The 26,051-nt window shown below is 62.5% G+C and carries 28 protein-coding genes; 23 read left to right on the top strand and 5 right to left on the bottom strand.

Going from position 1 to position 26,051, the window contains the following annotated elements; genetic code table 11:
• The first annotated feature begins 2 nt into the window (after positions 1–2).
• From ATO9_RS20035 to ATO9_RS20010, 7 genes are all read left to right on the top strand, one after another.
• Positions 3–797 carry a crotonase/enoyl-CoA hydratase family protein gene (locus ATO9_RS20035; protein ID WP_028288551.1) on the top strand — a complete coding sequence of 265 codons (795 nt, stop codon included), beginning with the start codon at positions 3–5 and terminating at the stop codon, positions 795–797.
• Complete coding sequence (locus ATO9_RS20030; RefSeq protein ID WP_043753601.1) at positions 782–2,797, top strand: acetyl/propionyl/methylcrotonyl-CoA carboxylase subunit alpha; 2,016 nt, start codon at positions 782–784, stop codon at positions 2,795–2,797. Before ATO9_RS20035 ends, ATO9_RS20030 begins: the two co-directional genes overlap by 16 nt.
• Positions 2,794–3,960, top strand: a complete 1,167-nt coding sequence (locus tag ATO9_RS20025) for an acyl-CoA dehydrogenase family protein (RefSeq protein WP_043753598.1) — start codon at positions 2,794–2,796, stop codon at positions 3,958–3,960. The genes ATO9_RS20030 and ATO9_RS20025 overlap by 4 nt, the downstream gene beginning before the upstream one ends.
• Positions 3,961–4,008: 48 nt before the next feature.
• Positions 4,009–4,575 carry a biotin transporter BioY gene (locus tag ATO9_RS20020; RefSeq protein WP_043753595.1) on the top strand — a complete coding sequence of 189 codons (567 nt, stop codon included), beginning with the start codon at positions 4,009–4,011 and terminating at the stop codon, positions 4,573–4,575.
• 132 nt (positions 4,576–4,707) lie between these two features.
• Entirely contained in the window at positions 4,708–5,595 is an 888-nt protein-coding gene (locus ATO9_RS20015) for an MBL fold metallo-hydrolase (protein ID WP_238318824.1), read from the top strand.
• Between the two features lie 208 nt (positions 5,596–5,803).
• Positions 5,804–6,058, top strand: a complete 255-nt coding sequence (locus tag ATO9_RS24410; protein WP_141102078.1) for a hypothetical protein — start codon at positions 5,804–5,806, stop codon at positions 6,056–6,058.
• A 107-nt stretch (positions 6,059–6,165) separates the two neighbouring features.
• A complete protein-coding gene (locus tag ATO9_RS20010; RefSeq protein WP_043753590.1) occupies positions 6,166–6,912 on the top strand; it encodes a hypothetical protein in 747 nt (248 codons plus the stop codon).
• Positions 6,913–7,052: 140 nt separating this feature from the next.
• Here ATO9_RS20010 and ATO9_RS20005 read toward each other — a convergent pair whose 3' ends face one another.
• On the bottom strand, positions 7,053–7,310 hold the full coding sequence (locus ATO9_RS20005; RefSeq protein ID WP_043753586.1) for a helix-turn-helix domain-containing protein: 258 nt from the start codon (positions 7,308–7,310) through the stop codon (positions 7,053–7,055).
• 156 nt (positions 7,311–7,466) lie between these two features.
• Positions 7,467–7,730 carry a hypothetical protein gene (locus ATO9_RS20000; protein ID WP_202076281.1) on the bottom strand — a complete coding sequence of 88 codons (264 nt, stop codon included), beginning with the start codon at positions 7,728–7,730 and terminating at the stop codon, positions 7,467–7,469.
• Positions 7,731–7,931: 201 nt separating this feature from the next.
• On the opposite strand from ATO9_RS20000, the gene ATO9_RS19995 reads away from it, so the two are divergent.
• The 16 genes from ATO9_RS19995 to ATO9_RS23670 all read left to right on the top strand — a co-directional run bounded on the left by ATO9_RS19995 (position 7,932) and on the right by ATO9_RS23670 (position 20,669).
• Positions 7,932–8,288: a hypothetical protein gene (locus ATO9_RS19995; protein WP_028093938.1), complete on the top strand. Its 357-nt coding sequence runs from the start codon at positions 7,932–7,934 to the stop codon at positions 8,286–8,288.
• A gap of 43 nt (positions 8,289–8,331) precedes the next feature.
• Positions 8,332–8,952 (top strand): lytic transglycosylase domain-containing protein, encoded by a 621-nt coding sequence (locus ATO9_RS19990; protein WP_028093939.1) that lies wholly within the window; start codon positions 8,332–8,334, stop codon positions 8,950–8,952.
• Positions 8,949–9,239 carry a TrbC/VirB2 family type IV secretion system protein gene (locus ATO9_RS19985; RefSeq protein ID WP_009803468.1) on the top strand — a complete coding sequence of 97 codons (291 nt, stop codon included), beginning with the start codon at positions 8,949–8,951 and terminating at the stop codon, positions 9,237–9,239. The genes ATO9_RS19990 and ATO9_RS19985 overlap by 4 nt, the downstream gene beginning before the upstream one ends.
• A gap of 12 nt (positions 9,240–9,251) precedes the next feature.
• Entirely contained in the window at positions 9,252–9,530 is a 279-nt protein-coding gene (locus ATO9_RS19980; RefSeq protein WP_043753579.1) for a VirB3 family type IV secretion system protein, read from the top strand.
• Positions 9,520–11,895 (top strand): VirB4 family type IV secretion/conjugal transfer ATPase, encoded by a 2,376-nt coding sequence (locus tag ATO9_RS19975; protein WP_043753576.1) that lies wholly within the window; start codon positions 9,520–9,522, stop codon positions 11,893–11,895. The genes ATO9_RS19980 and ATO9_RS19975 overlap by 11 nt, the downstream gene beginning before the upstream one ends.
• Positions 11,892–12,059: a hypothetical protein gene (locus ATO9_RS24630; protein ID WP_185959040.1), complete on the top strand. Its 168-nt coding sequence runs from the start codon at positions 11,892–11,894 to the stop codon at positions 12,057–12,059. The genes ATO9_RS19975 and ATO9_RS24630 overlap by 4 nt, the downstream gene beginning before the upstream one ends.
• A 10-nt stretch (positions 12,060–12,069) precedes the next feature.
• Complete coding sequence (locus tag ATO9_RS19970) at positions 12,070–13,203, top strand: lytic transglycosylase domain-containing protein (protein ID WP_373284075.1); 1,134 nt, start codon at positions 12,070–12,072, stop codon at positions 13,201–13,203.
• On the top strand, positions 13,203–14,030 hold the full coding sequence (locus ATO9_RS19965) for a type IV secretion system protein (protein WP_229737738.1): 828 nt from the start codon (positions 13,203–13,205) through the stop codon (positions 14,028–14,030). The genes ATO9_RS19970 and ATO9_RS19965 overlap by 1 nt, the downstream gene beginning before the upstream one ends.
• A gap of 10 nt (positions 14,031–14,040) precedes the next feature.
• Positions 14,041–14,697: a VirB8 family type IV secretion system protein gene (locus ATO9_RS19960; RefSeq protein WP_121066915.1), complete on the top strand. Its 657-nt coding sequence runs from the start codon at positions 14,041–14,043 to the stop codon at positions 14,695–14,697.
• Between the two features lie 123 nt (positions 14,698–14,820).
• Positions 14,821–15,489 carry a TrbG/VirB9 family P-type conjugative transfer protein gene (locus ATO9_RS19955; protein ID WP_035366665.1) on the top strand — a complete coding sequence of 223 codons (669 nt, stop codon included), beginning with the start codon at positions 14,821–14,823 and terminating at the stop codon, positions 15,487–15,489.
• Positions 15,486–16,868 carry a TrbI/VirB10 family protein gene (locus ATO9_RS19950; protein ID WP_028093946.1) on the top strand — a complete coding sequence of 461 codons (1,383 nt, stop codon included), beginning with the start codon at positions 15,486–15,488 and terminating at the stop codon, positions 16,866–16,868. Before ATO9_RS19955 ends, ATO9_RS19950 begins: the two co-directional genes overlap by 4 nt.
• 1 nt (position 16,869) lies before the next feature.
• On the top strand, positions 16,870–17,868 hold the full coding sequence (locus ATO9_RS19945) for an ATPase, T2SS/T4P/T4SS family (protein WP_028093947.1): 999 nt from the start codon (positions 16,870–16,872) through the stop codon (positions 17,866–17,868).
• On the top strand, positions 17,855–18,049 hold the full coding sequence (locus ATO9_RS19940; protein ID WP_028093948.1) for a DUF4177 domain-containing protein: 195 nt from the start codon (positions 17,855–17,857) through the stop codon (positions 18,047–18,049). The genes ATO9_RS19945 and ATO9_RS19940 overlap by 14 nt, the downstream gene beginning before the upstream one ends.
• Positions 18,046–18,444: a hypothetical protein gene (locus ATO9_RS19935; protein WP_028093949.1), complete on the top strand. Its 399-nt coding sequence runs from the start codon at positions 18,046–18,048 to the stop codon at positions 18,442–18,444. Before ATO9_RS19940 ends, ATO9_RS19935 begins: the two co-directional genes overlap by 4 nt.
• Before the next feature lie 6 nt (positions 18,445–18,450).
• The gene (locus tag ATO9_RS19930) at positions 18,451–19,530 is read left to right on the top strand and encodes a TrbL/VirB6 family protein (protein WP_028093950.1); all 1,080 of its coding nucleotides are present in this window, start codon (positions 18,451–18,453) and stop codon (positions 19,528–19,530) included.
• 575 nt (positions 19,531–20,105) lie between these two features.
• Positions 20,106–20,669, top strand: a complete 564-nt coding sequence (locus ATO9_RS23670) for a hypothetical protein (protein WP_052418489.1) — start codon at positions 20,106–20,108, stop codon at positions 20,667–20,669.
• A 70-nt stretch (positions 20,670–20,739) separates the two neighbouring features.
• Here the strand turns inward: ATO9_RS23670 and ATO9_RS19915 are convergent, their stop codons facing one another.
• Genes ATO9_RS19915 through ATO9_RS19905 form a run of 3 tightly spaced genes read right to left on the bottom strand, consistent with a single transcriptional unit; the run spans position 20,740 to position 25,671 of the window.
• A complete protein-coding gene (locus ATO9_RS19915; RefSeq protein ID WP_043753566.1) occupies positions 20,740–22,755 on the bottom strand; it encodes a type IV secretory system conjugative DNA transfer family protein in 2,016 nt (671 codons plus the stop codon).
• A gap of 8 nt (positions 22,756–22,763) precedes the next feature.
• A complete protein-coding gene (locus ATO9_RS19910; protein ID WP_043753564.1) occupies positions 22,764–25,091 on the bottom strand; it encodes a relaxase/mobilization nuclease domain-containing protein in 2,328 nt (775 codons plus the stop codon).
• Positions 25,078–25,671 carry a hypothetical protein gene (locus ATO9_RS19905; RefSeq protein WP_043753561.1) on the bottom strand — a complete coding sequence of 198 codons (594 nt, stop codon included), beginning with the start codon at positions 25,669–25,671 and terminating at the stop codon, positions 25,078–25,080. Before ATO9_RS19905 ends, ATO9_RS19910 begins: the two co-directional genes overlap by 14 nt.
• Positions 25,672–26,051 lie beyond the last annotated feature (380 nt).

Raw genomic sequence — 26,051 nt, 5'->3', positions numbered from 1 at the left:
AGTTGACCAATACCTACAACACGATCCTTATCGAAACCGATGCGCGTGGCGTCGCCACGCTGACGCTCAACCGCCCCGACAAACACAATGCGCTGAATGGCGAATTGATCGCAGAGCTATACGATGCCGCCGAAAAGCTGGCTGCAGATGACGATGTGCGTATTGTGGTCCTGACCGGCGCGGGCAAGAGCTTCTGCGCGGGCGGCGACTTCAACTGGTTCGCCTCTAATGTCGAGAAAACCCGTAGTGAAAGGGTCGCACAAAGCGCCACGCTGGCGCGGCTGTTGCGCCGTCTTGACACGCTGCCCAAACCCTTGATCGGGAGGATCAACGGCCCGGCTTACGGTGGCGGTGTCGGCATGATTTCCGTCTGCGACTACACCATCGGCGCCGAAGGCGCGCGCTTCGGTCTGACCGAGGTCAAGCTGGGCCTTCTGCCCGCGAATATATCGCCTTACGTGGTGGCCCGCATCGGCAAGGTGCATTCGCGTGAGACCATGCTGTCGGGGGCGTTGTTCGACACCGCCCGCGCCGAGCGGATCGGTCTGTTGACCGAAGTTGTCGCGCCGGGCGACTTGGACGCCACGGTGAACCGGGTGGTGCATGATCACCTTCAGGCCGCGCCGGGTGCCGTGGCCGATACCAAGGCGCTGATCGCCTATGTCGCGTCCCACGATCTGGAGACCAACATGATCTACACCGCCGACCGGCTGGCCGATGCGTGGGAGACGGAGGAAGGTATCGAAGGCATCAACAGCTTCATCAACAAGGGCGTTCCGTCATGGCGGGTGAAATGAGCTTCACCCGCGTTCTGATCGCCAACCGGGGCGAGATTGCCCGGCGCATCCAGCGCGGGTGCCGCAAACTGGGGCTGGAAAGCGTAGCGGTGTTTTCGGACGCGGACCGCGACGCGCCCTTCGTGGCCGAGGCCGATCATGCCGTCTGCATCGGTGGGGCCGCCCCGTCAGACAGTTATTTGAACGTCGAGGCCATCCTTGAGGCCGCGCGGGCGACGGGCGCGGGTGCGGTGCACCCGGGATATGGTTTTCTGTCTGAGAATGCCGGTTTCGCGGCGGCGGTCGAGGCGGCGGGCCTTGTGTTCATCGGGCCGGAACCCGACGCTATCGCGCGGATGGGCTCCAAGATCGAGGCCAAGGCTGCCGCCGAAGCCGCAGGCGTGCCCGTCCTGCCCGGCTATCGCGGCGAGGATCAGTCCGACGCGCGCCTGCTGCAAGAGGCCGAGGCGCTTGGCACCCCCTTTCTGGTCAAGGCCAGCGCCGGCGGCGGCGGACGCGGGATGCGGCTTGTCTCCGATCTGGGCGACGCACCCGAAGCGATTGCATCTGCCCGGGCCGAAGCGCAGAGCGCCTTCGGCGATCCGGCGGTGTTCCTCGAACGCTATGCGCCCCGTGCCCGCCACGTCGAAGTGCAGGTTCTGGGCGACACTCACGGCACCGTGCTGCATCTGGGCGACCGCGATTGTTCGCTGCAACGCAACCACCAAAAGCTGATCGAAGAAGCCCCCGCCGCCGATCTTCCCGAGGCTGTGCGCGACCGAATGCGTGCGGCAGCGGTGCGGTTGGCGCAGGCGATCGGCTATCGCTCCGCCGGGACGGTGGAATACCTCTATGACCCCGGGCGCGGTGAATACTACTTTCTGGAAATGAATACCCGGTTGCAGGTGGAACACCCCGTGACCGAGGCGATCACCGGCATCGATCTGGTCGAATGGCAGTTGCGCATCGCGCGGGGCGAGCCGCTGGCGCTGACGCAAGGCGATGTGCAGTTTGACGGGCACGCCATTGAAATCCGCATCGCCGCCGAAAACCCGGCCGAGAATTTTCACCCCGAAACGGGCGAGATCACCCTTTGGGCGCCGCCTGCGGATGTGCGGCTGGACACTGGGGTAGAGTGCGGTTCGGTCGTCGGCCACCACTACGATTCCATGATTGCCAAGCTGATCGTCCACGCGCCGGATCGGACCGGGGCGATCCGCCGGGCGATCACCGCGATCGATGCTTTTGCCGTCGGCGGCGTCGGCCTGAACCTGGCCTATCAACGCGCGTTACTGGCACACCCGGATTTTGCGGCGTTCCGTCACCATACCTCGTACCTGCCCGAGATGTTTCCAGGCGGCTGGACTGAATCGTCCGCTGATCACCGGGACATGGCCTTTGCCGCGATGGCGCTGCATCTGCGTCTCGTGCCGGCGGGCGCGTCGCCCTGGGAAAGCCTAGGGTCATGGCGACTCACAGCCCCTGCGCGACAGTCCGGCGCGGCCTTCTATTGGGACACAACCAAAGACGAACCGATCCGCATGTACGGCTCCGGGTCGGGGTTGACTGCCATTCAACCGGACGGCCAGACCATCACGGTCGAGAGTGCCGCTTTAACAGGATGCCGTCTGAGCGGACGCATCGACGGGGTTCCGTTTTCGCGCATCGCTTACGTCGTGCGCGCGCCGAGTCACTGGCGAGTGCACCTGCAAACCCCTGCTGGAATGACCGCGACAGACCTGCGTACGCTGGAAGACCAGCATCTGCAACGTGCCACCGGCGGGTCTGGCGTCGCTGACCTGTTGTCCGCACCCATGCCCGGCGCCGTGGCCGAGGTGCGCGTCGCACTCGGCGATCGCGTCAAAGCCGGAGACACGCTGGTGGTGCTTGAGGCCATGAAGCTGTTGCAAAGCCTGCCCGCGCCGGTCGCGGGCGTGGTGACTGAAATCTATTGTGCACCCGGCGATACGGTCGCCGGGCACGCCCCACTTATCAAACTCGATCCAGAGGAAAACACATGACCAGACAAGACAGCATTACTCAGGTCACCGGCCCGTTCAACGAAGACCTCGAGATGATCCGCAACCAGTTGCGCCGGTTCATTGAAGCCGAGGTGACCGCCAAGGCCGAGCCTTGGGAGGAGCAGGGCAAGGTACCCCGCGACGTGCTGCGCCGGATGGGTGATCTCGGCGTGCTGGGGATGCGCTATGACGAACAGTATGGCGGCGCGGGGCTGGACGTGATGTCCAGCGTGGTTTTGGCCGAAGAGGTCGGGCGATCCACTTTCGGCGGGTTCTCGGCCACGGTTCTGGTCCACACCGACATGGCCTCGCCGCATCTGGAAAACGCCGGCACGCCCGAACAGAAGGCGCGCTGGATGCCGTCGATCGTCTCGGGCGAAATGATCACCGCCGTTGCTGTGACCGAACCGGGCGCGGGCTCGGACGTGGCGGGCATGCGCTCCCGCGCGGTGCGGGACGGGTCGGATTGGGTGCTGAACGGCACCAAGATGTTCATCACCAACGGCGTGCATGGCGATCTCTACTTTGTCGGTGCCAAGACCGATCCGGATGCCAAGGGGTCGCGCGGGATCACCATATTTGCGGTCGAAAAAGGCACGCCGGGCTTTTCGGTCGGACGGGCGTTGAACAAGACCGGCTGGCTGTGCTCGGACACTGCCGAACTGATCTTCGAAGATGTCCGTATCCCGGCCGAAAACGTCTTGGGCGAGGTCAACCGCGGTTTCTATTCGGTAATGAAGAACTTCCAGAACGAACGCATTGTGCTGGGTGCGATGGCCTGTGCCGAAGCGCAAACCGCGCTGGACATGACCGTGGATTATGTCAAGCAGCGCAGGGCCTTTGGCGGCGTTCTGTGGGACAAGCAGGCCGTGCGCCAACGGCTGGCCGACTGTCAGACGCGGATCGCTGCAGGACGTCAGCTGGTCTATCACGCCGCCGGTCTGGATGCCGCGGGCGGTGACTGCGTGAAAGAGGTCTCGATGGTCAAAGCCTATTGCGGCGAACTGGTGAACAGCGTGCTTTATGACTGCGTCCAGTTTCACGGCGGTATGGGTTATATGCGCGAAACACCGGTGGAACGCATGTCACGCGATGCCCGTGTGCAGGCCATCGGCGGCGGGGCGAGCGAAGTCATGTTGGAAGAAGTCGCCAAGCGCATGTGAGCTTACTATCCAAAAAATTAACAATCTACAGAAACAAGGACGAAAAAGATGAATCTGGAAACCACTCAAAGCCAAACACTCGCAAAACTTACCCAAGAGATCTCGATAATTCTCGTCGGCACAATTCTTCTGACACTATCCGCCAAAATCGTGGTGCCGTTCTACCCGGTTCCCATGTCTACACAAACCCTGGTTGTCTTGGGTCTGGGCCTTTTCCTGGGGCCGGTGCGCAGTAGTCTTGTTGTTGTGACATACCTTTTTGAAGGTCTGCTTGGCCTGCCGGTCTTCGCAGGCACGCCTCCGGCTCTGGCCGGACCGGCGTATATTGCGGGTCCCACAGGCGGATACTTGGTAGGCTTCGCACTTGCGGCGGCCGCCGCCGGGTGGATTGTTCAAGCACTGCAAGGACTTCGGCCTGCGTTCAGAGCATCTGTCGCGGTCTTTTTGGGTTCGATAGTCATGTATTGCGCAGGGCTGCTCTGGTTGGGTGGCTTTGTCGGCTATGGCGAAAAGTTGCTGAACGCCGGTCTTTACCCGTTCCTTCTCGGGGATCTGACGAAGGCGACAATTGCTGTAGTTCTGTATACTGCTTACCATAATCGCCGCGCTGTGTGACTGCCAGCCCAAGACTGTATCAGACTGTTTCAGTCTCATACGGGCCTGGTCCAATGTAAGTTGAAATAGTCCGATGCCGGATTTGACAGGCACCGGACGCCAGCCTGAGGTTTCCGGCGCCATGCGAGAGCAATGCGCAAAACTTTGCGAACCAAATTGTTCGCAATCAATACCTGGTCGCACACAATGAAAAGAAGCAGCATATTTTTCTCAGAGCCGGAGCCTTGCCGCGCGAAGGGAGTCGAATTGGCCCCTGGAATTCTGAGGATCGTCGCGAACAATCCCGGAAAGATGACCTACCACGGGACAAATAGCTACATCATTGATACGCCTGATGGTCGGTTCATAATCGACCCCGGCCCAGCAGAAGACAGTACACATTTCGGGGCAATCATCGAAAATTTGGGGGCCAAACCATCCGGGATTCTGCTCACACACCACCATTCTGATCATTTTGGAGTCGTCCCAGCCCTGCGAGCACGGACAGACGCACCTGTTTATGCCTCACGGGCATTCCCTGACGATGCATTTCGACCTGACCGGTTTCTGGAGGACGGACAGGTCATTGCCGGTCTTACCGTCCTGCACACACCTGGTCACGCGAGCGACCACCTTTGTTTCGCGAGACCTGACGGAGTGCTCTTCACGGGCGACCACGTTATGAGTTGGAACAGTTCGATCGTCAGCCCCCCTGACGGAAACATGCACGACTACTGCGCGCAGCTACAGCGGCTGATTGAGCGCGACGATAGGATCTACTTTCCGGGGCACGGACCTATACTCCGGGATCCGCAACCTTACGTCAAACGGTTGCTTTCCAACCGCATGCGTCGCGAGGCGGAGATCCTCGCCCACCTCTCAAACACCCCGGATTCGGTCCAGAATATCGCCGCTTCCGTCTACCAGAAAACCGACCCACATATCGCAATGGCCGCAGGACGAAACGTTGCGGCGCATCTGGAGAAGCTGTTGTCTGAGTCGCGGGTGGTACAAGATGGCGGAGTCTGGAAATTAACATAAGAAGGATTATGCGCAACATGAAATTCCCCTATTTTCAATAGGTTTCGCCCTCTACCACCTCCCTGTGGGCGAACCTCTGGCGGCACCGACGCGGTCGGTGTCGCCCCTTTTTAACGAGCCAGGAATAAGTTCAACCGAGATCAGATCACGGGAACGTCCCAGCCGAATAGGACTGAAGAACCGAAGCAGAAAAGGCGGACACGAACCGGTGAGCATCGAAAAGGAAGAAGCGGTTCCGGTCGCGCGGCTTGTTGACGGTCGCAGTGATCGAACCGTTGGTTGGGTCTATCGCTGGAATACGTCAGAACTGTCCATCCTCTGGCTCGATCCCAAACGTACGGCACACCATATCGATCCCCCGTTAAGCCGGAACACGATTGCGAATGCAAAGACTGTCACCACCGATGAGGTTACTGACCTTTTGGAGGAGCTGTCGCTCAGGGGCTCAGCCGATCTGCTTTAGCATCAAGGCGCTCCAAGACAGTTACAAAAATTCGAATTTGACCGCTCGACGATAGTATATTATCGTAATCCTCAGATTCTGCATCACAGTCAATCGAGCTCTTGGATATGCGCAATTTCCTTCGTTATTTTTTTCTCGCTGTCGTCGCGGGAACGGCCTCGCTGAGCGGAGGTGGAAACAGCGCGTCGGCGCAGACCTACCCGATCGATTGCGCCATCCTGCTCTGCCTCTCCGGCGGCTGGCCGGCATCAGAGCCCTGTTCGCGGGCACGTGCAGAGTTCATACGACGGATCACGCCATGGCCTGTCGAGCCTCCCCTCCAGATCTGGCGTTGCCCCATGGGGGCCTCCTTCGAACCTGTAGACGACCCCGGTCGCACTCGGCGTGTCATTGACATCCTCTTCTCCAACGCTTCTACCCTGCCCCAGAACCTCGCGGAATCTGACCCCGAAAAAGCTGGCGCCCTCTTGCCTGCCGTCGTGCGGTCGAAAGGCGTCGAGCCACTACCTCACCCTGACGGGTTTGCGTTACATCTGATCCAGGACCGAGCCGACATCGACATCAGTGGACCGGAGTTCAACTTCATCCGCTCGATCCGTGTCTTCGATGTTCGGTATGCGCGCCAACACGAATCCCGCGACAGCGATTGCAGCCGTTTCGAAACAGTCCTTCTCGGTTCCTATGGAATCCAGGGCGATTTTTACTGGTCTCGTTCGTCCGTCGCCGCGTTGCCCGAGGCGCATGTCGGCTTGGAACGTTGGGGCGATCATTGCCCCTCCATCTATCACCGCTCGGTGTTCGTCGACTGGCGAGACTATGAGGGCAATTACGGGTTCGAGCAGGTGAACTACTAAGACGTTGTCCTCTGCACCAAACCTGCATTAGAGACCGTGGATCGCAGCGTCCCATAACAATCCGCTGTTATCATTGCCCTTCGGTCCCACCGAGGCTTGATTTCGTCATACCATCCGAGGCGACAGCCCTTCGCCTCGTCTTAAATCCGGTGATCGAGTTCCGTCGCCGCCTCGGCCGCTGCCAGTAGCGTAACCGCATCGATCTGCAGAGCACGCGCGAGTACGATCAACTCAACTACGTCGACCCTACGCTCTCCGCTCTCCAGACGAGCGACGAAGGACTGGTGGCATCTGAGACGTAAAGCGAGTTCGGCCTGCGTTAAGCCAGCCGCCTTCCGCGCCGCAATCAAAGCGTCGCGAAGTGCCTCATGTCCCGAACTCCTGATCGTTTTCGCCACGTGTCACAAACCTCTTGTGACAGGGCTAATCTACTTTATAGATTATCTAAAAAGTGGATAGTGGGCGTTTACATGATGATAGAGACTCCGAACTGCACGCCGCCGATACGGCCAGATTTCACAAGACGGCGGCCCTTCGAAAAGGTCGCGGCCAATTCACTCGTCCATCAATTCCAGGAAGCGTCCGTAGTCCTGGCTCACCTCGCGCGCCTCTTCGAACGCCCGCGCGCGCTCAACCTCAAGGCACCGAAAGTAGCTCTGGATGTCCCGCATGTAGATCTCAAAGTCGCTGCGGATGAGATCGACATAGTCCCGCGCGGCTTGAGAATCGCTTGGCACGAACGGCCTGGGCGGCGGCAAACAGGACGCGGCGGAGACTTCGCCTGCCAGGCACGCGACCAGAAGTATAGCTTGTGCCATGATCGACACGCACAACCTGAAGGCGTCCAAGCCCCTTATTTTCTTGATCAAATGCATGGGAACCGTCTATTCGTCAATTGAGCAACAATCCGCTTGTCGCATCAAAAGTTTATCTTGTGAGCCAATACTATATCATCGTATGCCTGGACTTCAACACCTGAAGCCTGGTCATTCGCCCTATTGGAGAACGTGATCCGGGTGATGGACCTAGAAAAAGAAGCCCCGAATGTGGTCACCGAACCCAGATTCCGCGATCTGGTCGCCAGCGGCTATCGCGTCGAAGTTGTCTGCAAGGAAGACGCCTTCAAGAAAGGCCCCAACTGGCATGGGGTCTGGATCATGCGCGCTGTCAGCGACGATGGGATCGAGAAACTTCTGGTCACGGCCCGGACCCGAACCTCGCGCAACGACATCAAGATCCGCGAGATCAAGACCGTCACCGGGGTCATCTCCTTCCTGCAAGGGATCGGTTTCTCGCACGCCGACGTGCCTCTGGAAGAGGGCAAGCGGACGGTTCACAAACTCTCCAGCGAAGAGATGGCTGCCAGCCGGGCTTAGCGCCCTTTTCCTTTCCTACCTGGGCCTCCCGGCATCGGCAGACATGGTCCTGGTGATGGCGGGGGACGGTTCTCTTTCGCCGTCGCGCGCCCAGGAGCGGTTCGCGCGCAACTACAATGACGGGGTTGGCGTTGGCTCGGCTTCGGACGGTTTGCGCATCTTGGGCGAGGAGCGCCGCACTGAGCGACGTGAAGGGGTGCGCGTCGCGGCGATGATCCCTCGCGCGCTCACACCACGCCCGGATATCCTCGCCGCGATCGAGGAGACCGGACTGCGCTATGCGAGCCACCCTGGGCTCCGTGCAGCCGATATCACCGTCACGGACTGGCTCCACCTCTATCGCGCCAATATCGAGATCGAGAGTGCGTACAATCCGCACGCCGTCTCCCATGTCGGGGCGGTCGGGCTCGGGCAGTTGATGCCCGATACAGCCCGCGCTCTTGCCGTCGACCCCCATGATTGGAAACAGAACCTCGACGGCTCCGCGCGTTACCTCGCCCTGATGTTGGCCGAGTTTGGCGACGCGCGACTCGCGCTCGCCGCCTACAATGCCGGACCCGACGCCGTGCGCGAGCATTCCGGCATTCCACCGTTTCGAGAAACCCAAAACCACGTCCAGCGGGTGCTGGCCGTCTTCAACCGGCTGGAAGGAGCGTCCCCATGAAGCCATTGACGAAATCCCTGATCACCCTTGCCGCTCTCCTCATCGTTGCGGCAGAACCGGCCCTGGCCCAGAGCATCGACCTCTCACCGATTCAGAGCTTGCTTCAGGGCATCGTGGACGCGCTGACCGGACCGCTTGGAGTCGTCATCGCCACCCTCGCGGTCCTCGGCGTGTTCCTCAGCTGGTTCTTCAACATCATCGATCTGCGCCAAGCCCTCTGGGTGCTGGTGGGCATCGCGGGTGTTGCGGCCGCGCCGACCATCGTTGCCGCCGTCTTCGGGTCGTGAGAGGAGGCGAACGTGGCCGAACGATCGCCGCTCTTTCTGGGCCTCGTACGCCCGCCCAAGCTCCTCGGCCTGCCGATCATGTATGCCATGGTCTGGCTCTTCGGCTCTGTGCTGCTCTTCGTCTGGGTGCAGCACCTGGTTGTCCTGGGCATCACGGCGGTGCTCTATCCGGTTCTCTGGAAAGCGGCTGACTGGGATCCGCGTTTCATCGACGTGATGATGACGGCGGTGCAGGAGACGCCGCCGACGCGGAACCGGTCCATCCACGGGGGCGATAGCTATGCGCCATAGTGAAGCCCTGGACGAGACCGTCGATGAACGCACCCTCATGCCGGCCTGGTATGCCCGCGAGAAACGCCTCGCGCACATGCTGCCCTATGTCAGCCTCGTCGATGATCAGACAGTCCGCACCCGGGTCAACGAACTCTTCCAATGCATCCGCCTGAGCGGGGTGAACAGCTACACCACGGACGACGCCTATCTCGACAAGGTGACGGCGCTCTTTGCCCGGATCATCGCGCAGCTGGGCCCCGAGTTCAGCTACTACGTGCACAAGGTCTCGAAGTCGATCACGCCGGACCTGCTCCCGGTCAAGGGGGACGGCTTCGCTCACGCCGTGGATGATGCCTGGCGCGCAAAGCTGGCCTCGGCAGGTCTCCGGGACAAGACCCTCACACTCACAATCATCCACCGCCCGACGCCCAGTAGTTTTCTTGGTTTCGTGAACCGTTCCGCACCGGAACGCTTTAAGGCGGAGACCGCGAAACGGATCAGGCGCCTCAACGAGGCGGTCGGGGTCTTCACCTCCGGCCTGGCGGAACTCAAGCCCCGCATCCTTTCAGCAGCTTCTGGCGAGTTGGTTGGATTCCTCGGCGCGCTCAACACGGGCCGCGAGTTGCCGCTTTACCCCGCCAACCGCTACGGGTTTCTGGCTTACAACATTGCCAACACTCGCGTGACGTTTCTCGAAGATCACTTCGAGCTTTCCAATGGCGTTGTCGGCCATCGCTTCGGCAAGAGCTTCACCATCGGCGAATATGCCGAAGGAACGACCTGCACGATGTTCGACATGCTGAACCTGCCGGTCGACATGATCGTCACGCATTCCTTCACGCCGATCAATTCAAACCTGATGGCGGGCCGGATCAAACGCCAGAAGCGTCAAATGCAGGCCTCTCAGGATGCCGCTCTTTCGCTCCTCGAGGCGCTCGACATCGCGCACGACGATCTTGAGGCCAAACGCCAAAGCTTCGGTGAGCACCACATGGTCGTGACGGTCTTCAGTGACAGTCTTGACGAGTTGCAGTCCCTCGGAGCCGAGATCGTGAACGCCGCGGCCGCCGAGGGCGTGAAGATGATCGGCGAGCGGATGGCCGCGAAATCTCACTACTTCAGCCAGCATCCGGGCAACCAGCCAAAACGGGTCCGCGCCAGTGCCGTCACCAACCGCAACTTTGCGGACTTCGCAGCACTTCACCGGACGCAACTCGGCAAGGAAAAACACCAGCTTCCCTGGGGCCAGGAGATTACACTCTTCCCGACCCCGGAGCAGAGCGCCTACCGGTTCTCCTACCACGAGCAGGGCAGCCCCGAGACGGAGCCCACCAGCGGCCACACCCTCATTCTAGGCCGCCCCGGTTCCGGCAAGTCCGTCCTCTCGGCCTTCCTCATGACGCAAGCCCGGCGGGTCGGCGCGCGCATCTTCGTTTTCGACTACCGGCTCGGGATGGAAATGGCCGTCCGCGCCAATGGCGGGCGCTACGCCTCGATCAAGGCGGGACAGGCGACCGGCCTCAACCCGCTCTGGACCGAGATCGATGAGCGCGGCACGGCCTGGCTTTCGGATTGGCTCGCCTCCTTGCTCTACCGCTCCGACAAGCCCCTGACCCCGGCGCAAACGAACCGCATCAAGGAGGTGGTCCGCCAGAACTCCACAGCCACCAACCCGGCCTTGCGGAACTGGAAGGACTTCGCCTCGCTCTTTGTCTCGACCGACGACAATGGCGATCTTCACCAGCGGCTTCTCGAATGGACCGAGGATGGGCGATACGGCTGGATTTTCGGCCAAAGCCTGGAGGACACTTTCTCGCTTGATGGCGACGTCGTGGGGTTCGACCTGACCGGCATTCTCGACAGCGAAAGCGAGAAGGAGCGCATGGCGGTGCTCTCCTATCTTTTCCGCCGGATTGAGCGAGAGATCGAGGACCGGCGTCCCACCATCATCGTGATCGACGAGGCATGGAAGGCGCTCGACAACCCATACTTTGCCGAACGGCTCTCGAACTGGCTGGTGACCGCCCGGAAACAGAACACGGTCGCGGTGATGATGACGCAATATGCGAGCCAGCTCGAACGCACGCGGACCGGCAAGACCATCGTCGAGGCGGTGCCAACCCAGATCCTGCTCCCCAACATCCGGGCGCACGCCTCGGATTACGCGATGCTGAACCTCTTCGAGAAGGAACTCGACGTGCTCCTGAACACCGGCAGCGACAGCCGCCTCGCGCTCATCCGTGACGACGGTGGCTCGGTGGTGGTCGATGCCGACCTCTCCGCCCTCGGCCCCCTCCTCACCATCCTCGGCGGCATGGAAAAGGGCGAGGCCCTCGTCGGCCCCGACTACCGCGACCGTCCTGATTTCTGGAGGCTATCATGATCCGACCCCTTATCCTCCTCGCCGCGCTCGGCGTTCTCTCTTCCTGCGCCGAATATCGCGAACCCAAGGCCAACTGTTTCGCTTTCCGCGCCTCGCTCGACCGCGCCGAGCCGGATTGCATTTTCACACCCATCGGAAACCCGGACGACAGCGTTGAGGCCTAGGGTCGCACATATCCTCCTTGCGGCTCTCCTGCCGGCAGCCGCGCTCGGCCAGGGCGTTCCCACCAACGATTCCGGGCTGACGGCCCGCGATATCGTCGAGACGGGCGACCGGGACGCTGACCTCGCCGTCCAGCGTGAGAAACTCACCGTCGAAGAGTTGCTGACCGAGATCGAACGGGAACAGCTCGCCACGCTGCGCGCCATCCTCGACGCGCAGACGAGCTTCGGCGGCCAGGGGCTGCCGGGTATGGTCGCAGACCTCGAGGGCGGCGGCGGCGATCCGGACCGATCCGCAGCGGCGGTCTACGGCTCCGGCGATGTCGATCCCAACCCCGGCGGCGCGGGTATGTTCGGGGATGCGGCAGAAAACATCGAGCAGCTGATCATCCGGGTCGCCCAGGAGACCCACGGGCGGCCCGGGGTCGGGCGGGCCGGTCTTTCCGTCGTGCAATGGCGCGCCCTCCTGCAGGCGCTCATCTGGCAGGAGAGCCGCTTCTCCATCGGCGCACGCTCGCCCGTGGGCGCTTTCGGCCTCACCCAAATCATGCCGGGCACCGCAAGCGATCTCGGGATCAACCCGGAATATTATGACAGCCCCTACCTGCAGGTCGAGGGCGGCGCGCGCTACCTCGCGGCCCAGCTCACCACCTTCGACGGCAACGTCGTCAACGCGCTCGCGGCCTATAACGCCGGGCCTGGCCGTGTGTTCGAATATGGCGGTGTACCGCCCTTCAAGGAGACCCAGCACTACATCAGGGTCATCCCCGAACGCTACAATCTCTACCTCGCGCGGATCGGCGGCATCGAAGCGCTCGGCACGATCGACCCCGCGCTTCTCACCAACGCCAATCTCTCGTTCAGCGGGTTCGGCGCCGCCTTCTACGGCAGCAATTCCCCCGCCGCCATCCGGCAGGCCGCCCTGCGCGTCCAGGACATCGTCACCATGATCGGCGCGACCCAGGACATCCAGGAGAGCATGGCGCTCAACACCTATGCCCGCGCCGAACTGGTCCGGCTGATGGCCGCGCGCATTCGCCTGAAAGCCGCACGGACCCAACCGCTCAGTGCGGCCCAATTGGCCCAGGCCGCGGCCCGCATGGTCGAGAACGAATTCATGGAGTTCACATTGGAGGATCTGGATTGATGGCCCGCAGAATGTTCATTTCAGCACCATTTCGCGCGTTGACCCTGGCCAGCGTCTTGGCGCTTTGCTCGCCTTTCGTGACCAGTGCCCCCGCCCTGGCCCAGGGCGTGCCGGTCGTGGACACCCAGAACATCGCCCAAAACATCCAGCAGCTCCGGCAGATGATCGAGGACGAGATCCTGCAAAACGAGCAACTCGTGCAGCTCCGCGAACAGCTTGCCACGCTCACGGAGCAGCTCGCCGAGCTACAACGAACGTATGAGGCGTTAACGCGTCTCGCAGAGTTGCCCGAGATCATCCGGACACAGATGGAAGACGAACTAAACGGTCTCCTGGACCAGGAGTTCGGCGACATCATCGCCACGATTCAAGCCATCAAGACGGGGGATTTTTCCGGGCTCACCGGATCCGGCGCCGTCGGGATCGAAACCCAGATGGACCGGGTGCTGGCCGATCTCGGCTTCGACGAGGACACGCTCTCGGAAATGGCCCGCAGCGGCAATCCCGGGGCCGTGCGCGTGGCGACACAGGCCACGACCGGCGCGCTGGTCTCGGCCGCGGCCCAGAACAGCTATGAGGATGCCGGGCAGTCGCTCGAACGTGTCGACCGGCTCGTCGGGCTCATCGACGACATGGATGAGCTCAAGGAGAGCGTCGATCTCAACACGCGGGTGACGGCAGAGCTCGCCATCGCGCTCGTCGCCATGTGGCAGCTCGAAGCGATCCAGACCGTAGGAGATGGCACCGGCGGCGTGATCGATGCCGCCACCATCGCCGAAGAACAACGCTTCATGGAGTTCACGCTTCCGGAACTGAGCGCGGATTGAGGACTGATTGTTGGACGAAGAAACCGCCATCATCGAGGAGGAACTGGTCTACGGCGCACTGAGACGGGAACGGCTCTGGCAGCGCCTGGGGCTCATCGGCCTCGGCTTTGGCATCCTGGGCTGCCTCAGCGCGGCCGCCGTGGCCATCCTCGATGTCGATCCGCCCCCAGTTGTTGTGCCTTACGATCCCGCCACCGGCTTCGCCCTCCCCGAAGCCACCGTCGGGGCCACCACCGTCACCGAGAACCGCGCCATTATCGAGGCGGAGGTCTTCCGCTACGTGACGGACCGCGAGGTCTACAACCAGCTCGACAATGACGTGCGCATCCGCAGCGTGTTGCGCCGTTCGGACCGTGCAGCAGGGGCCTCACTGCGCCAGATCTGGAACTCGGCCAATGCAGAGTATCCGCCGTCAGTCTACGGGCCAAATGCACGGCTCGATGTCGAGATTCTCAGCATCAACCTGATCGGCAACAACCGGGCCACGGTGCGGCTTCGCAAGCGCCTGACCTCGATCCAGGGGGTCCAAGCGGGCCTCTTCACCGCGACGCTCCTCTTCGAGTTCCGCCCCGAAGAGAGCCGCTCCATCGACCAGGTCTGGACCAACCCGTTTGGCTTCACGGTCGTCGAATACGCGATCCGCTCGGACAGATTGGAGAACCAGTAAGTGCGCTTCCGGAACAAGAAATCAGGGAACGCCTTGCCAGCGTCCCAAAAGCGCGAGAGGCGCCAGGCTTTTTGCAATGCGAAACACGCCGGACACGCCAAGGCGTTCCTCGCGACCTTTTTGATGGTCTCACTGTTTGCGTCCTACGCGTCAGCCGAGGCGATCCCGCGCGGGGGACCCAACGACCACCGCGTCCGGGTCGCATCCTACCAGGAAGGCCAGGTCTACAGGCTGAACGTTTCCCTGACCCATGTCACGACCATCGAGTTCGGGACAGGCGAGAGCATCCGCTCAATCATCGCCGGCGACACGGAAGGCTTCGAGATCGACGGTGTGCCCGGCGGGCGGGCCTTTGCTATTAAACCCGTTGCCCGCGGCGTCCATACCAACGTGACCGTCTACACCAACAGACGGAGCTATTATTTTAATGTGAACGAGGTCTCGAGCCCGACCTTCTATGTCGTGCAGTTTCGCTACCCCGAGGACAATCGCCGCCCTTCCAACGCCATCGCGCGCGCCGCACCGAACACCAATTACGCGGCCAGCGCACGGACGGAGTTCACGCCGACCCGGGTCTGGGACGACGGCACCTTCACCTATTTCGCCTTCCCGCGGAACGCACCCGTCCCGGCGATCTTCCGGTACACGAACGGGCGCGAGCGCACGGTGAACACAGGCCCGGTCGAAGACGGTGTGATCCGTGTCTCGGGCGTGGGGCGCCAATGGGTGCTGCGTCTGGGCGAGGACGTGGTCTGTATCGAGGCGACGCCGCCCGCGGAGGCCGCCTCATGAGTGACAACAACCCGGATCTCGAACAGCGCCTCGCTGCGCTTGAACGGGGCAACCCGCGCCTCGGACCCGCTCCGAAACGCCGCTCGCCGCTCCTCGCCCTCCTCCTCGCAGGGCTCATCCTTGCGGGCGGCTTGGTCCTCTTGCTATTCTCGGGCCCTGGGGAAGAGGTCGCCCTGCCGACGGCCACCCCGGACGAGTTCCAAACCGAGGGTGACGGGTTCGGAGAGATCGAACTCTTCGTGCCACCGCCCGCCCCGGAACCCGAGATCGTTCTCGTCGAACCAGAACCCAACGCCGAACTTCTGGCGCAGATCGCCGCGCTCCAGGCCCAGATCGAAGAACTGCGCGATGCGCCGGACTCCGACGCCGGGGCGGACAGCGCGGCCGCCGAGGCGATCGATGCGCTGACCGCACGGATCGCCGACCTACAGGACGCCTCCGAGAATGCTCAGGAACAATTCCAGGCCGAACTCGCCGCACGAGATCGAGAGCTGCAACAGCTGCGTATGGACCTGGACCTCGCGCGGTTGGAGGCCAACAAGCCGACGCCCGCCCCGCTCGGACCCACCGACGAAGAGTTGCGCGCCCGCGAAGAAGAGCGGCTGCGGCGCGAGGAAGAGGCGCGACGGCTGGCCGAACTGCAACGCCGGGCCGAGGAGGAGCGTGCCTTCCAGGAACGGCGGATTTCCTCCCCCGTCATCGCCTTCGGCGGAACGGGCGGCGCCAATGCGGGCGAGACAGAACTTACCGAGCGCACCTTCGGCGAGGTGACAGACTTCGTGCTGAACGGCGCGTTGCCGAGCGCCATCACACAAGCCGAAGTCATCGCAAATCCCTCGAACACCGTCATCCAGGGCACGATGATCCAGGCCGTGATGGAGACCGCACTCGACAGCTCGCTCCCTGGGCAGACCCGTGCCATCATCTCAGAAGACGTCTTCAGCTATGACGGCTCACGGCTCCTGATCCCGCGCGGCTCGCGCCTCATCGGACGCTTTCGTTCCGGCATCGAGATCGCGCAGCGCCGGGTCACCATCGCCTGGGACCGGATCATCCTGCCCAACAACCAGACCGTTCAGATCAGTTCCTTCGGCGGCGACGAACTCGGGCGCTCGGGCGTCACCGGTTTCGTGGACACGCGCTTCGACGAGCGTTTCGGCTCTGCCGCACTGATTTCGATTATCTCCGCCGCCCCGAGTGTGGCCGCCGCCCAGGTCGAGGATGAGACCACCGCGGACGTACTTGAAGATGTGGGCGACGACCTGGCCAACGCCACCGACAGTGTGATCGGTGAATATCTCTCCATCGGTCCCGTCATCTACGTCGACCAGGGCGCACGCGTCACCGTCATGGTCGACCGGGATCTGGAGATTTTCTGAGATGACGCTCTCCTACCTCCAGACCTCGCTCGATAAGCTGAAGGACGCCGCCCGCGATGACGTGATCGAGATATGCATCAACCCGGATGGCTCTTGCTGGGGTGAGTTCCAGGGGGATCACTTCATGCGGGCACTGGATCAGCGTCTGACGGTCACGGAGGTGCGCGATCTCGGCAACCAGATCGCCTCCTCAGCCAACACGACTATGAGCAAGGACAAGCCCATCGTCTCGGTCTCGATCACCTATCGGGGCCGCCCCATCCGTGCCCAAGTCGTAACCCCGCCCGCGGTGCTCTCGGGCATGTCGATCTCGCTCCGGTTCTTCTCGAGCCTACCGCTGGACCATATCGAGCTTCGTTTCCTCTATGGCGAAGAGCGCAAGCTCGAGGAACTGCGCCAGGAGAAAAACCGCGCGCTGCGCGAGGTCGTTGCCGCCGGTGACATCTACGCGGCCATCCGCTTCTGCGTCGAGAACAAGCTCAACATGATCGTCTCCGGCGGCACCTCGACCGGTAAGACAGTCGCGGCTCGAAAAATCCTCTCCTACGTTCCCGATGAGGAACGGATCGTCACCATCGAGGAAGCCGCAGAGCTTCTCCCCGCTCAGCCGAACGCGGTGACCCTGATCGCCAACCGCGATGCGGAGTTCCAATCCGCCGACGTGCTTCTAACCGCGACGCTGCGCATGAGGCCCGACCGGATCATCCTCGGAGAGGTGCGCGGCAAGGAGGCCATGACCTTCCTCGAGGCGATCAATACCGGCCATGGCGGTTCGATGACAACCCTCCATGCCGAAACCCCGCAGCTCGCCGTCCAGCGTCTCGCCATCGCCGCGCTCAAGACCGAGATCCCGATGACCTACCAGGACATGGTCCAATACATCGAAAGCTCGATCGACGTGATCATCCAGGCGGGCCGCGAGGACGGCCAACGCGGCATCACCGAATTCTATCTCCCCGGAACCGATCTCAGCGGAGGCATGACCCATGAAGCGGTTTGAATACCAGATCATCACCTATCCGATGGACAAGAAAACCAGCCTGATCGCGATGCAGGACGATCTGAACGCACGTGGGAAAGAAGGCTGGGAAGTCGTATCGGTCAGCTCGTCAGAGTTCGCGCATCTTGGCCACACCGCGTTTCTGAAGCGCGAGATTGCCGAAGGAGCTGGCGCGAAATGAGAAACGCCTTGCTTTGCATCTCGATCACCGTTGTGGGGTTTCCGGCTGCCGCCGAACGCGACTTCGTCCCCTCTCTCGACAGCACGTCGGATGTCTGCATCGATCGGCCCGCTGAGCCTGAGTGGATGCAGAACATCACCGTGCGAGAGGCTTACAGACGTGTCCTGGTGCAAGACATTTACCGTGCTCAGAACCTTGAACGTATCGTCGAAACCGGATCCTGCACCTGCGACACACGCTTCCCGTCCTGGGAAGCGGCGGAAACGGAGTTTCGGGAGCGTTTCAACACAGCCGAACGATGGGAAATGCTGGAGGCCTCGGACACTTACAACCGGCGCGCCAACGCGTTGAGACCTGACGCGATGGCAATCTGCGAAGCCGAGGGCAACTGGTAGCAGATTATGAGCGTCGTCACCTACTTCGTCGAGACCTCCCAGGGCTACCTGGATTCTGCCGCAGAGACGCAGTTCGGCGCGGTGGCGGCGACAGTCGGCACGATGCTGGTTCTCGGAACGACGCTTGTGGTCATTCTGGTCTGCGTCAACATGATCTACCAGTACCGCTCCATGGATGGACGCACTGCGTTCTGGCTCGCGGTGAAAGTCGGCCTCATAGGGGTCTTCGCGACAAATTGGGTGCAATTTAACGCCTTCTCCTCCGCTGTCCTAAACGGCATCGACAGCATCGCCGGATCGCTTGTCGCCTCGGTCGGCGGCGGCACGCCCGGACCGTCGGGGACCTTCGCCGAGGAATTCGACCGGCTGATCGCCGAACTGGGTGAATACCTGAATGCGGCCGGTTCTGAACTGAACTGGATGGCCGGGGCGTTGCTTGACGTTCTTGGCGTACTCCTGCTCTCGATCCTGGGCGGGCTCGCCGCATTCATTCTCGTGGCATCCCGGCTGATGATCGCACTCCTGATAGGCATCGCGCCGGTGATGATCTTCCTCACCCTCTTCGAGGTGACCAAGGACTATTTCGCGCGCTGGCTCTCGGCGCTGATCTCCTTCGCGCTCTATCCGATCGTCGTTGCAGGCGTTTTCGCGACAATCACCGGCGTCAGTTCGGCATTGATCGGCGAGCTCGGCGACCCTGAGGGCGCGTCCAACATCGGGGCCCTCATCCCATTTTTCATGATGGTGCTCATGGCCAAGGGGTTCATCATCGCGACGCCGTTCATTGTCCGCGCGATCTCGGGGAACATCATGATGCCAGCACTATCAGCAGGCCTTGGCGGTACATACGGGTTCGGTCGGGCGCTTGGCGGCAGTCAGCAGGCTTATAATCGGTATCTCATTGGAGGAGCGACTGGCGCTGAATATGCTGCGCTGCGTGCGCGGCAGTTCTTCGGGGTGCAGACAATGCCGCAGAGGCCGGGTGTTAGCCAAACCGTTCCGACGAACCCTGACACTGGTTCGGGCAGTTCAGGCGCGCGAATGCTGGCACAGTTGGCCCGCCTAAGCAGGCTGGGCCGAAGGTAGCATTGACCGTCAAAGGCTTCACCAGCGGGAACATGTTCTTTGCGAGCCTATACCTTTGCCTTCAGCAGAGCTCGCGGCAAACTGCCTGAACGGATTTACCTTGGCACCATCATGCCATGTCCGGGTGAAGTGGAACGGCATCGGCGCCGGTGTTGCTGTCTGGGACGTCTATCCTGTATCCCCTTCTTACATCAAAGCATTCGACGGCAAGCTTCCTTTGGGAAATTGCCGGTAGCGGGCAGTAAATTGCCGCGATGTTCTCGTTGAATTTTTAACTTGTCACTTGACAATTTAAGAGAGTGGAGTATCTAAGGTGCCAAGGAAGAAGCACACATCAAAGGAAATCGAGGCCGTCATCCAGGAGCTCGAAGAGCTGGGATGGGACCTTATTGAGGGCAAGGGGCACGCGTGGAGGATCCTCCGATGCCCGGCCAACGATAAGGATTGCCGCTGTGGCGAGTTTTGTCAGATGTCTGTCTGGTCGACCCCGAAGAATCCACAGCAGTTCGCGAAAAGGATCCGACAGAAGGCTCTGGCCTGCGTGAAGCTTCAGAAGAACGACGAAGGTAATGCCGATGGCTGAAGAATTCGAATTCGAACTGGTCTTTGCGCTCCCCGACGGAGAGCACGATGCGTTTGCGCTCTCTGACGCGGTCTTCGAGGCGGGTTTTGAAGATGCGCTCGTGGGCACCGGTCACACCGGTCTCCTGGGTGTAGAACTGGAACTTGAAGGGGATGAGGCCGAGAGCGCGATCCTTGAAGCGGCGCGGGCGCTGATCAAGGCGTTGCCGCAGGGCACTGTCCTGCGCGAGGTCCGTCCCGACCTGGTGTCTCTCGCGGATGTCGCCGAGAAGCTCGAGGTGAAGCGACAGGCGCTCCAGCAGCGCAAGATGCCCCTCCCCGTTGCCGGTGGCCTCTACCGCATCGATGAAATGATCGAGGTTCTGATGGAGGCCTCAAAGCCGGCGAAGGGGCAGCGTCGTCCGCGCTTTAACCTGGCTTCCGCCGCGAAGTGGTTTCGTGCGGGCCCCGCGGCCCGCAGGGTGAACGCCCAGTTGACGATGCGTGAGATCGACCCTGCGACGATTGAGCGAGCCCCTCGACCAGAGCGCGACGATCCTGGTTTTCTTCACCCGTGACAATGGTCGATTCCGGGGCGCGGGCACAAGGCGCCATCGCGGCATGCTTTCGTGTCGCCCGCATGGCGGCTTAGCCAAGCCCGAATTTCTCGCCCGCCTCGCTGACTTTTGCTTCCGAACCGGACATCTCCGCCTCCAACCGCTCGAGATCACTTACGGCGTCCTGTACCCGGACGACATCGTCTTCTGTCGCAGCCTCCACCTCCAGATCTGCCTGCCTCCCGAACTCCATCTCCAACTGCCGCTGATCGTCCGCAAGGACTGCGGCACGACCGCGCCGAGGCGCTTGAGCCGGACCGGGCTCAATGGGTGCATTCCCTCCGGTTTCCGTAAGCCCCATCCTGGCCTCGAAATCGCGTTCCGAGAGACCTGACCCACGCGGAGCCGAAGGCATCGCCCGGACACTCAGGGGCAATTCTCCCATCGGAGGGACCGGCCCCTTCGGAAACGGCAGATCCCCCTCCTGCGCCGCGTGGATGCCTTTGAAAAACGGATCCTCGTAGTAAACGACCCGCTTCGCCCGGACCGGCATCTGCGCGTCCACGACCACCACGATCTCATCAAGCGGCAGACGTCGCGCCTCATCTTCCGGCAGGAGCGCGACCTCCTCCGTCCGCTCGGACTGGCTGCGGCCCTCGAACGGGTTCTTGCCGACCGCGCGGGAACGTGTGACCACGGTTTTGGTGGTCTTGCCCACGGCCTTGCTCAGCTCCTCGACGGTCTTTTCGTCCGAGGGCGTGAGGTAGAGCTTGATGCCTGCATTGCCCTGCAGCGCCCGCCGCGTGTTCTCGCCGTAGATCTCGTCGATGGCCGGGATGGTCTGGGTGACCACCGCGAGATGCCCGCGATAGGCGCGCAGCACTTCGATGCTCTCGGCCACGATCGGCATCTTTCCGAGCCGGTTGAACTCGTCGAGCATGATCATGACCGGCCAGGGCTCGTCGGCGCCCGGTTCCTTGTCCTGCAGGGCGGAGAGAAGATCAGAGAAGAACAGTCGGATCAACGGCGCCAGCGGTTTCACCATGAGGGGCTGCACGACGAGATAGACGCTGAAGGGTGTCTTGCGGATCGTCCGGAAGTCAAAATCCGATACCGCCGTCGCATCGTCGATCGCCGGGTTCTGCCACTGATCGAGGCCCGAGGTCATCAGGAGCGAGACATAGGAGGTCAGCGTGTCGTTGTTGGTCGAGGCCAGCCGCGTGAATATCAGCCGCGCCGCGGCGTTCTGGACCTCATGGGCGCGCGCGAGATACTCCTTCTGCTTCTGCCCGCCCGAGGCGGCGATGCGGTAGATCTCCCCGAGCGTCGGCCTGCGGCGTTGGAACGCGAGTAGCCCGGCCGCGACGAAGAGATCGATCCCGCCCTTCAGGAGGCCCTGCACGCGGTCGTTGTCGTTCTGAAGGAAGAGCGTGGCCAGGAGCTGCAGCTCCATCTGCTGGCGGGCCGGGTCTTTGAACTCGTAGATGCGCAGGAGCGGATTGTAGCGATGGGTGCGCCGGTCCTCCCAATCCGTGGGCGCGAACCGGAACACCTCGTCGCCCTGTGCCGCCCGGTGGCGGGCCGAGGCCTCGAAGCATTCGCCCTTCACGTCCAGCACGACCGCCGATCCCTGCCAGGTCAGCAGGTTCGGGATGACGAAGCCGGTGGTCTTGCCGCGCCCGGTCGGTGCCACGATGAGCGCGTGTGGGAAGGTCCGGGAGCAGAGAAAGGGCGCGCGGGAACCGGGCTTGCCCAACTTGCCGATCACGAAACCTGTGCCGGGCGCGCCGAAGAAGCCGTTCCGCTTCATCTCGCGGCGGGTCTGCCAATGGGTGTAGCCGAAGCGGGTGAGGGCCGAGCCCGACATCGCCAGGCTCATCATGAGGCCCGCCAGCCCGGCCCCGCCCATGATCAGGTTGATCAGGCGAAAATCATCGGGGCGGGCGGCACCGATCGCCCGGTAGTTCTGCGCGATGTAGAAGAAATCGATCTCGGCCTGGAAACCCAGGTCCCGGAACGTCACGACAGCCGAGGCGATGACGTAGCCGATCGCGATGGCGACGAGTGTGACCAGCACCACGCCGAGGGCGAGGCGGCCTTTCCCCATCCCTCCCATCAGTGGGTCTCCCCGCGCTCGGTCTCACCATCGACAAGATCGGCGCGGTGGATTTCGAACTCGCGGTCGGCGATCTCCTCGACCACGGCGCGGGTCGCCTCGCTGTTGGCGGTGGCCGGATCCGTCTGCAGGTAGGTCTTGGCGGCGTAGAGCCGGTCGAGACGGTCTTCGATCTGGGTCTTCAGCACGTCGACATCACCGTCCCGCAGCCGGTCGATCTGCGCCGCGTCCAGCTCGCGCTCGACCGCGGCGCGATAGGCCAGTCGCTGACCGTCATCCTGGAACGGCCCATGCAGATTGCCGGCCCGTTCATGGTCGACGACCCGCCGGATGTCCGGATCGGCAATCGGCGCGCCCTCGACAGCGTCCCCCTCGCGCACGTCCGAAAGCCGCCCGTCGCGCAGGTCGAGCGCCACCTCCTGCAATTCGTTTTCGCGGCGAACCTGGGCGATGGCCTCGGTGTCACGCAGTTCGGTGACGGCCGCATAGGTCGCGCCAAGCCCGCGGGCAAGATGCGACGGCATGTCGGGATAGCGCGCGCGGAACGCGTCCGTGACGGCCTCCGCAACGGGGGTCCGCGCGTCGCGACCCTCCATGATCCGGTCGACTTCGCGGGTGATCTCGCGGGCCCGATCCTCGTCGGTGATGTGCTCCCGGTAGGGTACGGACCGGTCGATCACGTCACCGGGGCGCGCGAGGAGTTCCGGATGCGCATCGAGGTAGCTGCGTTGCTCTTCTTCGATACGCCGCTCCGCGCGGGAGACGATCTCCGACTCCCGCGCCTCGATCTGGTCTTCGGTCAGACCTTCCGAACGCATGTCCTGGCGGATGGCGCGCTCCATGTCCTCAGTGGCGTCCCGATGATAATGGACCCTCTCCGTCACGGTGCGATCTTCCACGACACCGTCCTCACGCAAGACCCCTGCCCGCTCCAGCGCGACGCCGAGCTGGACATGGGCCCGGTTGAGGGTCTCGCGCGCCGTCTCCAGATCCGCGCGGCGCTCGAGGTTGAGACCGTCCCTCTCGGCCACCCGCGCCAGATCGTCAGCGATCCATTGCCGCTCGAGCGCCGCGTTCTGCGCGCCCGTCTCCATCCGCGCGACCACCACGGACGAACTGATCCCGGTTCCGCGCAGCGCGGTGTCGACATGCGCCCGCACCTCGGGGTCGCGCAACCGGTCGAGCCGGGCCGCATCGATATTGGTCTCGGAATAGATCCCGCCGTCGGACGGCTTCTCGGTCAGTGTCACGGAGCGCAGACCCAAGGGCTGCATATGCGCGAGCCGCGACTGGATCTCGTTGAGGCTGCGCTCGAGCCTCGGCCGTTCGGCCTCCGGCTTCGCATCAATCATGCCCTGCACGCGCGCGACCTGATCGGCATAGCGGGTCCTCAGGTCGTCGAACGATTGCTCCTCAGCCATGTAGACCCCTCCTTCCGATGTGAGTTTGCCGCCCTTCGCCAGCAGTTCTCCGGACCGGAACAGGGCATCGGCGATATCTTCGCGGTTGTCCGCGGAGGCCTCGGCTGCGAGCGAGTGATAGATGATCCGTGTATTGGCGATCTCTTCGAGAGCGCGATCCAAGTCTGCCCCGACCCGTGGCCGTGGTTCCGCGGCCCGCCCCTCAACCTTGGCCGCATAGACCTCGCGGGTGCGCGGCGGGTAGTGCACGACACCTCGGTCGAGCCGCCGCGTGGCCTCCAGACGCACGCCGAATTTCTCGGCCTCCTCGACCATGGCGAGGCGGAAGTCGTCATAGTTGAACCTGTGATCGCGACCCAGGAAGAAGAACTCGCCCTCCTGGGACCGGCGGTTCAATACTATATGCGCGTGGGGATGATCGCGATCCTCATGCACTGCGATGATGTAGTCGAAATGCCCCTCGTCGGACTGAAAGAACCGCTCCGCGACATTGGCGGTGATGTCGCGCACGTCCTCGCCCCGGGTGCCGATCGGGTAGGACATGAGCATATGCGTCGTCTGCCCGAGCTTGGGCTTGAACCCCGCGCTCCAGCGCTTGGCGAACCGCTCCGTCAGGTCCTTGATCTCGGATGCCTCGAGCTTCGTCTTCCCGTCCAGGAAGCCGCTGCTGTCCACGAGATGCGAGGACTTCGTCGTCAGGTAATCGAGCTGGTTCATCAGCTGCGATTTGGTATGCGTGCCCCCGCCCCGGATCGCCTTGAAGACCGCTGCACGGTGACCGGCGGCGGCCCGCACGAGCTGCCTCTGCCGGGACGCCTGCAGCCCCTGCATCGAGCCCCGAATGCGGCTCCAACCGTCCCGGAAGATTTCACCGGTGACGTCATGGACGGCATCATTCAGCCGCATGGGCAAACTCCCTCAGAGCGGCAGTGGCGGCGAGCTGCATGGCATCCCGACGACGGCGCAGCAGCAGATCGATCTCGTCAGCGGAATCAAGGATGAACCGCGCCAGACCACGCATCTGCGCGAGGCGCAATTCGGACAACTCTGCGTTCGGTGCGGAGCCTTCCCCCTGCCCCGCCCGGCTGGCTTTCATCATCTGCTTGGCGACCTGTACGACGCCGTTACCGACCTCGTGCAGGGAGGCCCGGTAACGTGCCATCTCAGCCGCCAGCTGCGCGTCCGGAACGAAGGTTCCCCCCGCCGCCTGGATCAGCCGCCGGACCCCCTCCGTGCGGGTCTCGATCCCCGCCGCGGCCAGGACCTCATCCAGCGCACTAAGCTCTTCGGGGGTCAGTTTCACGGTCACGGCGGCCGTGGCCACGGCCGCATCCTTCTGGCGATCTTCGTCCGCCTTCAACGTGTACTGGATGGCCCGCGGCGTGACCCCGAACCGCTCCGCGAGCTCAGACGTCCCCACACCTTCTCCGGCCTCACGGATAATCTCCGCCCGCTCCGTCTGTGTCAGTCTCCTGGTCCGGCTCATACGAAGAAAGCCCCCCTATTTCCTGCCACCTTCATTCAAGGTCGCCCTCATCATACGAAACTATATGTTGCGGTCAATACAATATTATTGTAGATTGCCCCCAGGCGACCTTGAATTCCGTGTCTCGGCCCGAGCACCGAAGGTGCGAGACCCGGCCCGAAGGGCCCAGGAAAACCGCCCCCCTGAATCGGCACACCGGCCGCCTCTTGTCATGCCCGCGCCCGAGGCTCTGGCCGAACACGCATGTGTTCGGACGGAAGCGAGGGGCGGCGCAGGACCTCCGCCAACGGGGCTGACGGACAGGGTCAAGGGCGGCCAGATTTGGCGCGCCAAATCTCTGCCGGAAAAACCGGCGGGCACAGCCCGACTGTTATTCCGGA

Source organism: Pseudooceanicola atlanticus (assembly GCF_000768315.1).
Lineage (GTDB): Bacteria > Pseudomonadota > Alphaproteobacteria > Rhodobacterales > Rhodobacteraceae > Pseudooceanicola > Pseudooceanicola atlanticus.
Note: the sequence above shows the minus strand (reverse complement) of the source record. Positions and strands in the feature narration are given on the sequence as shown.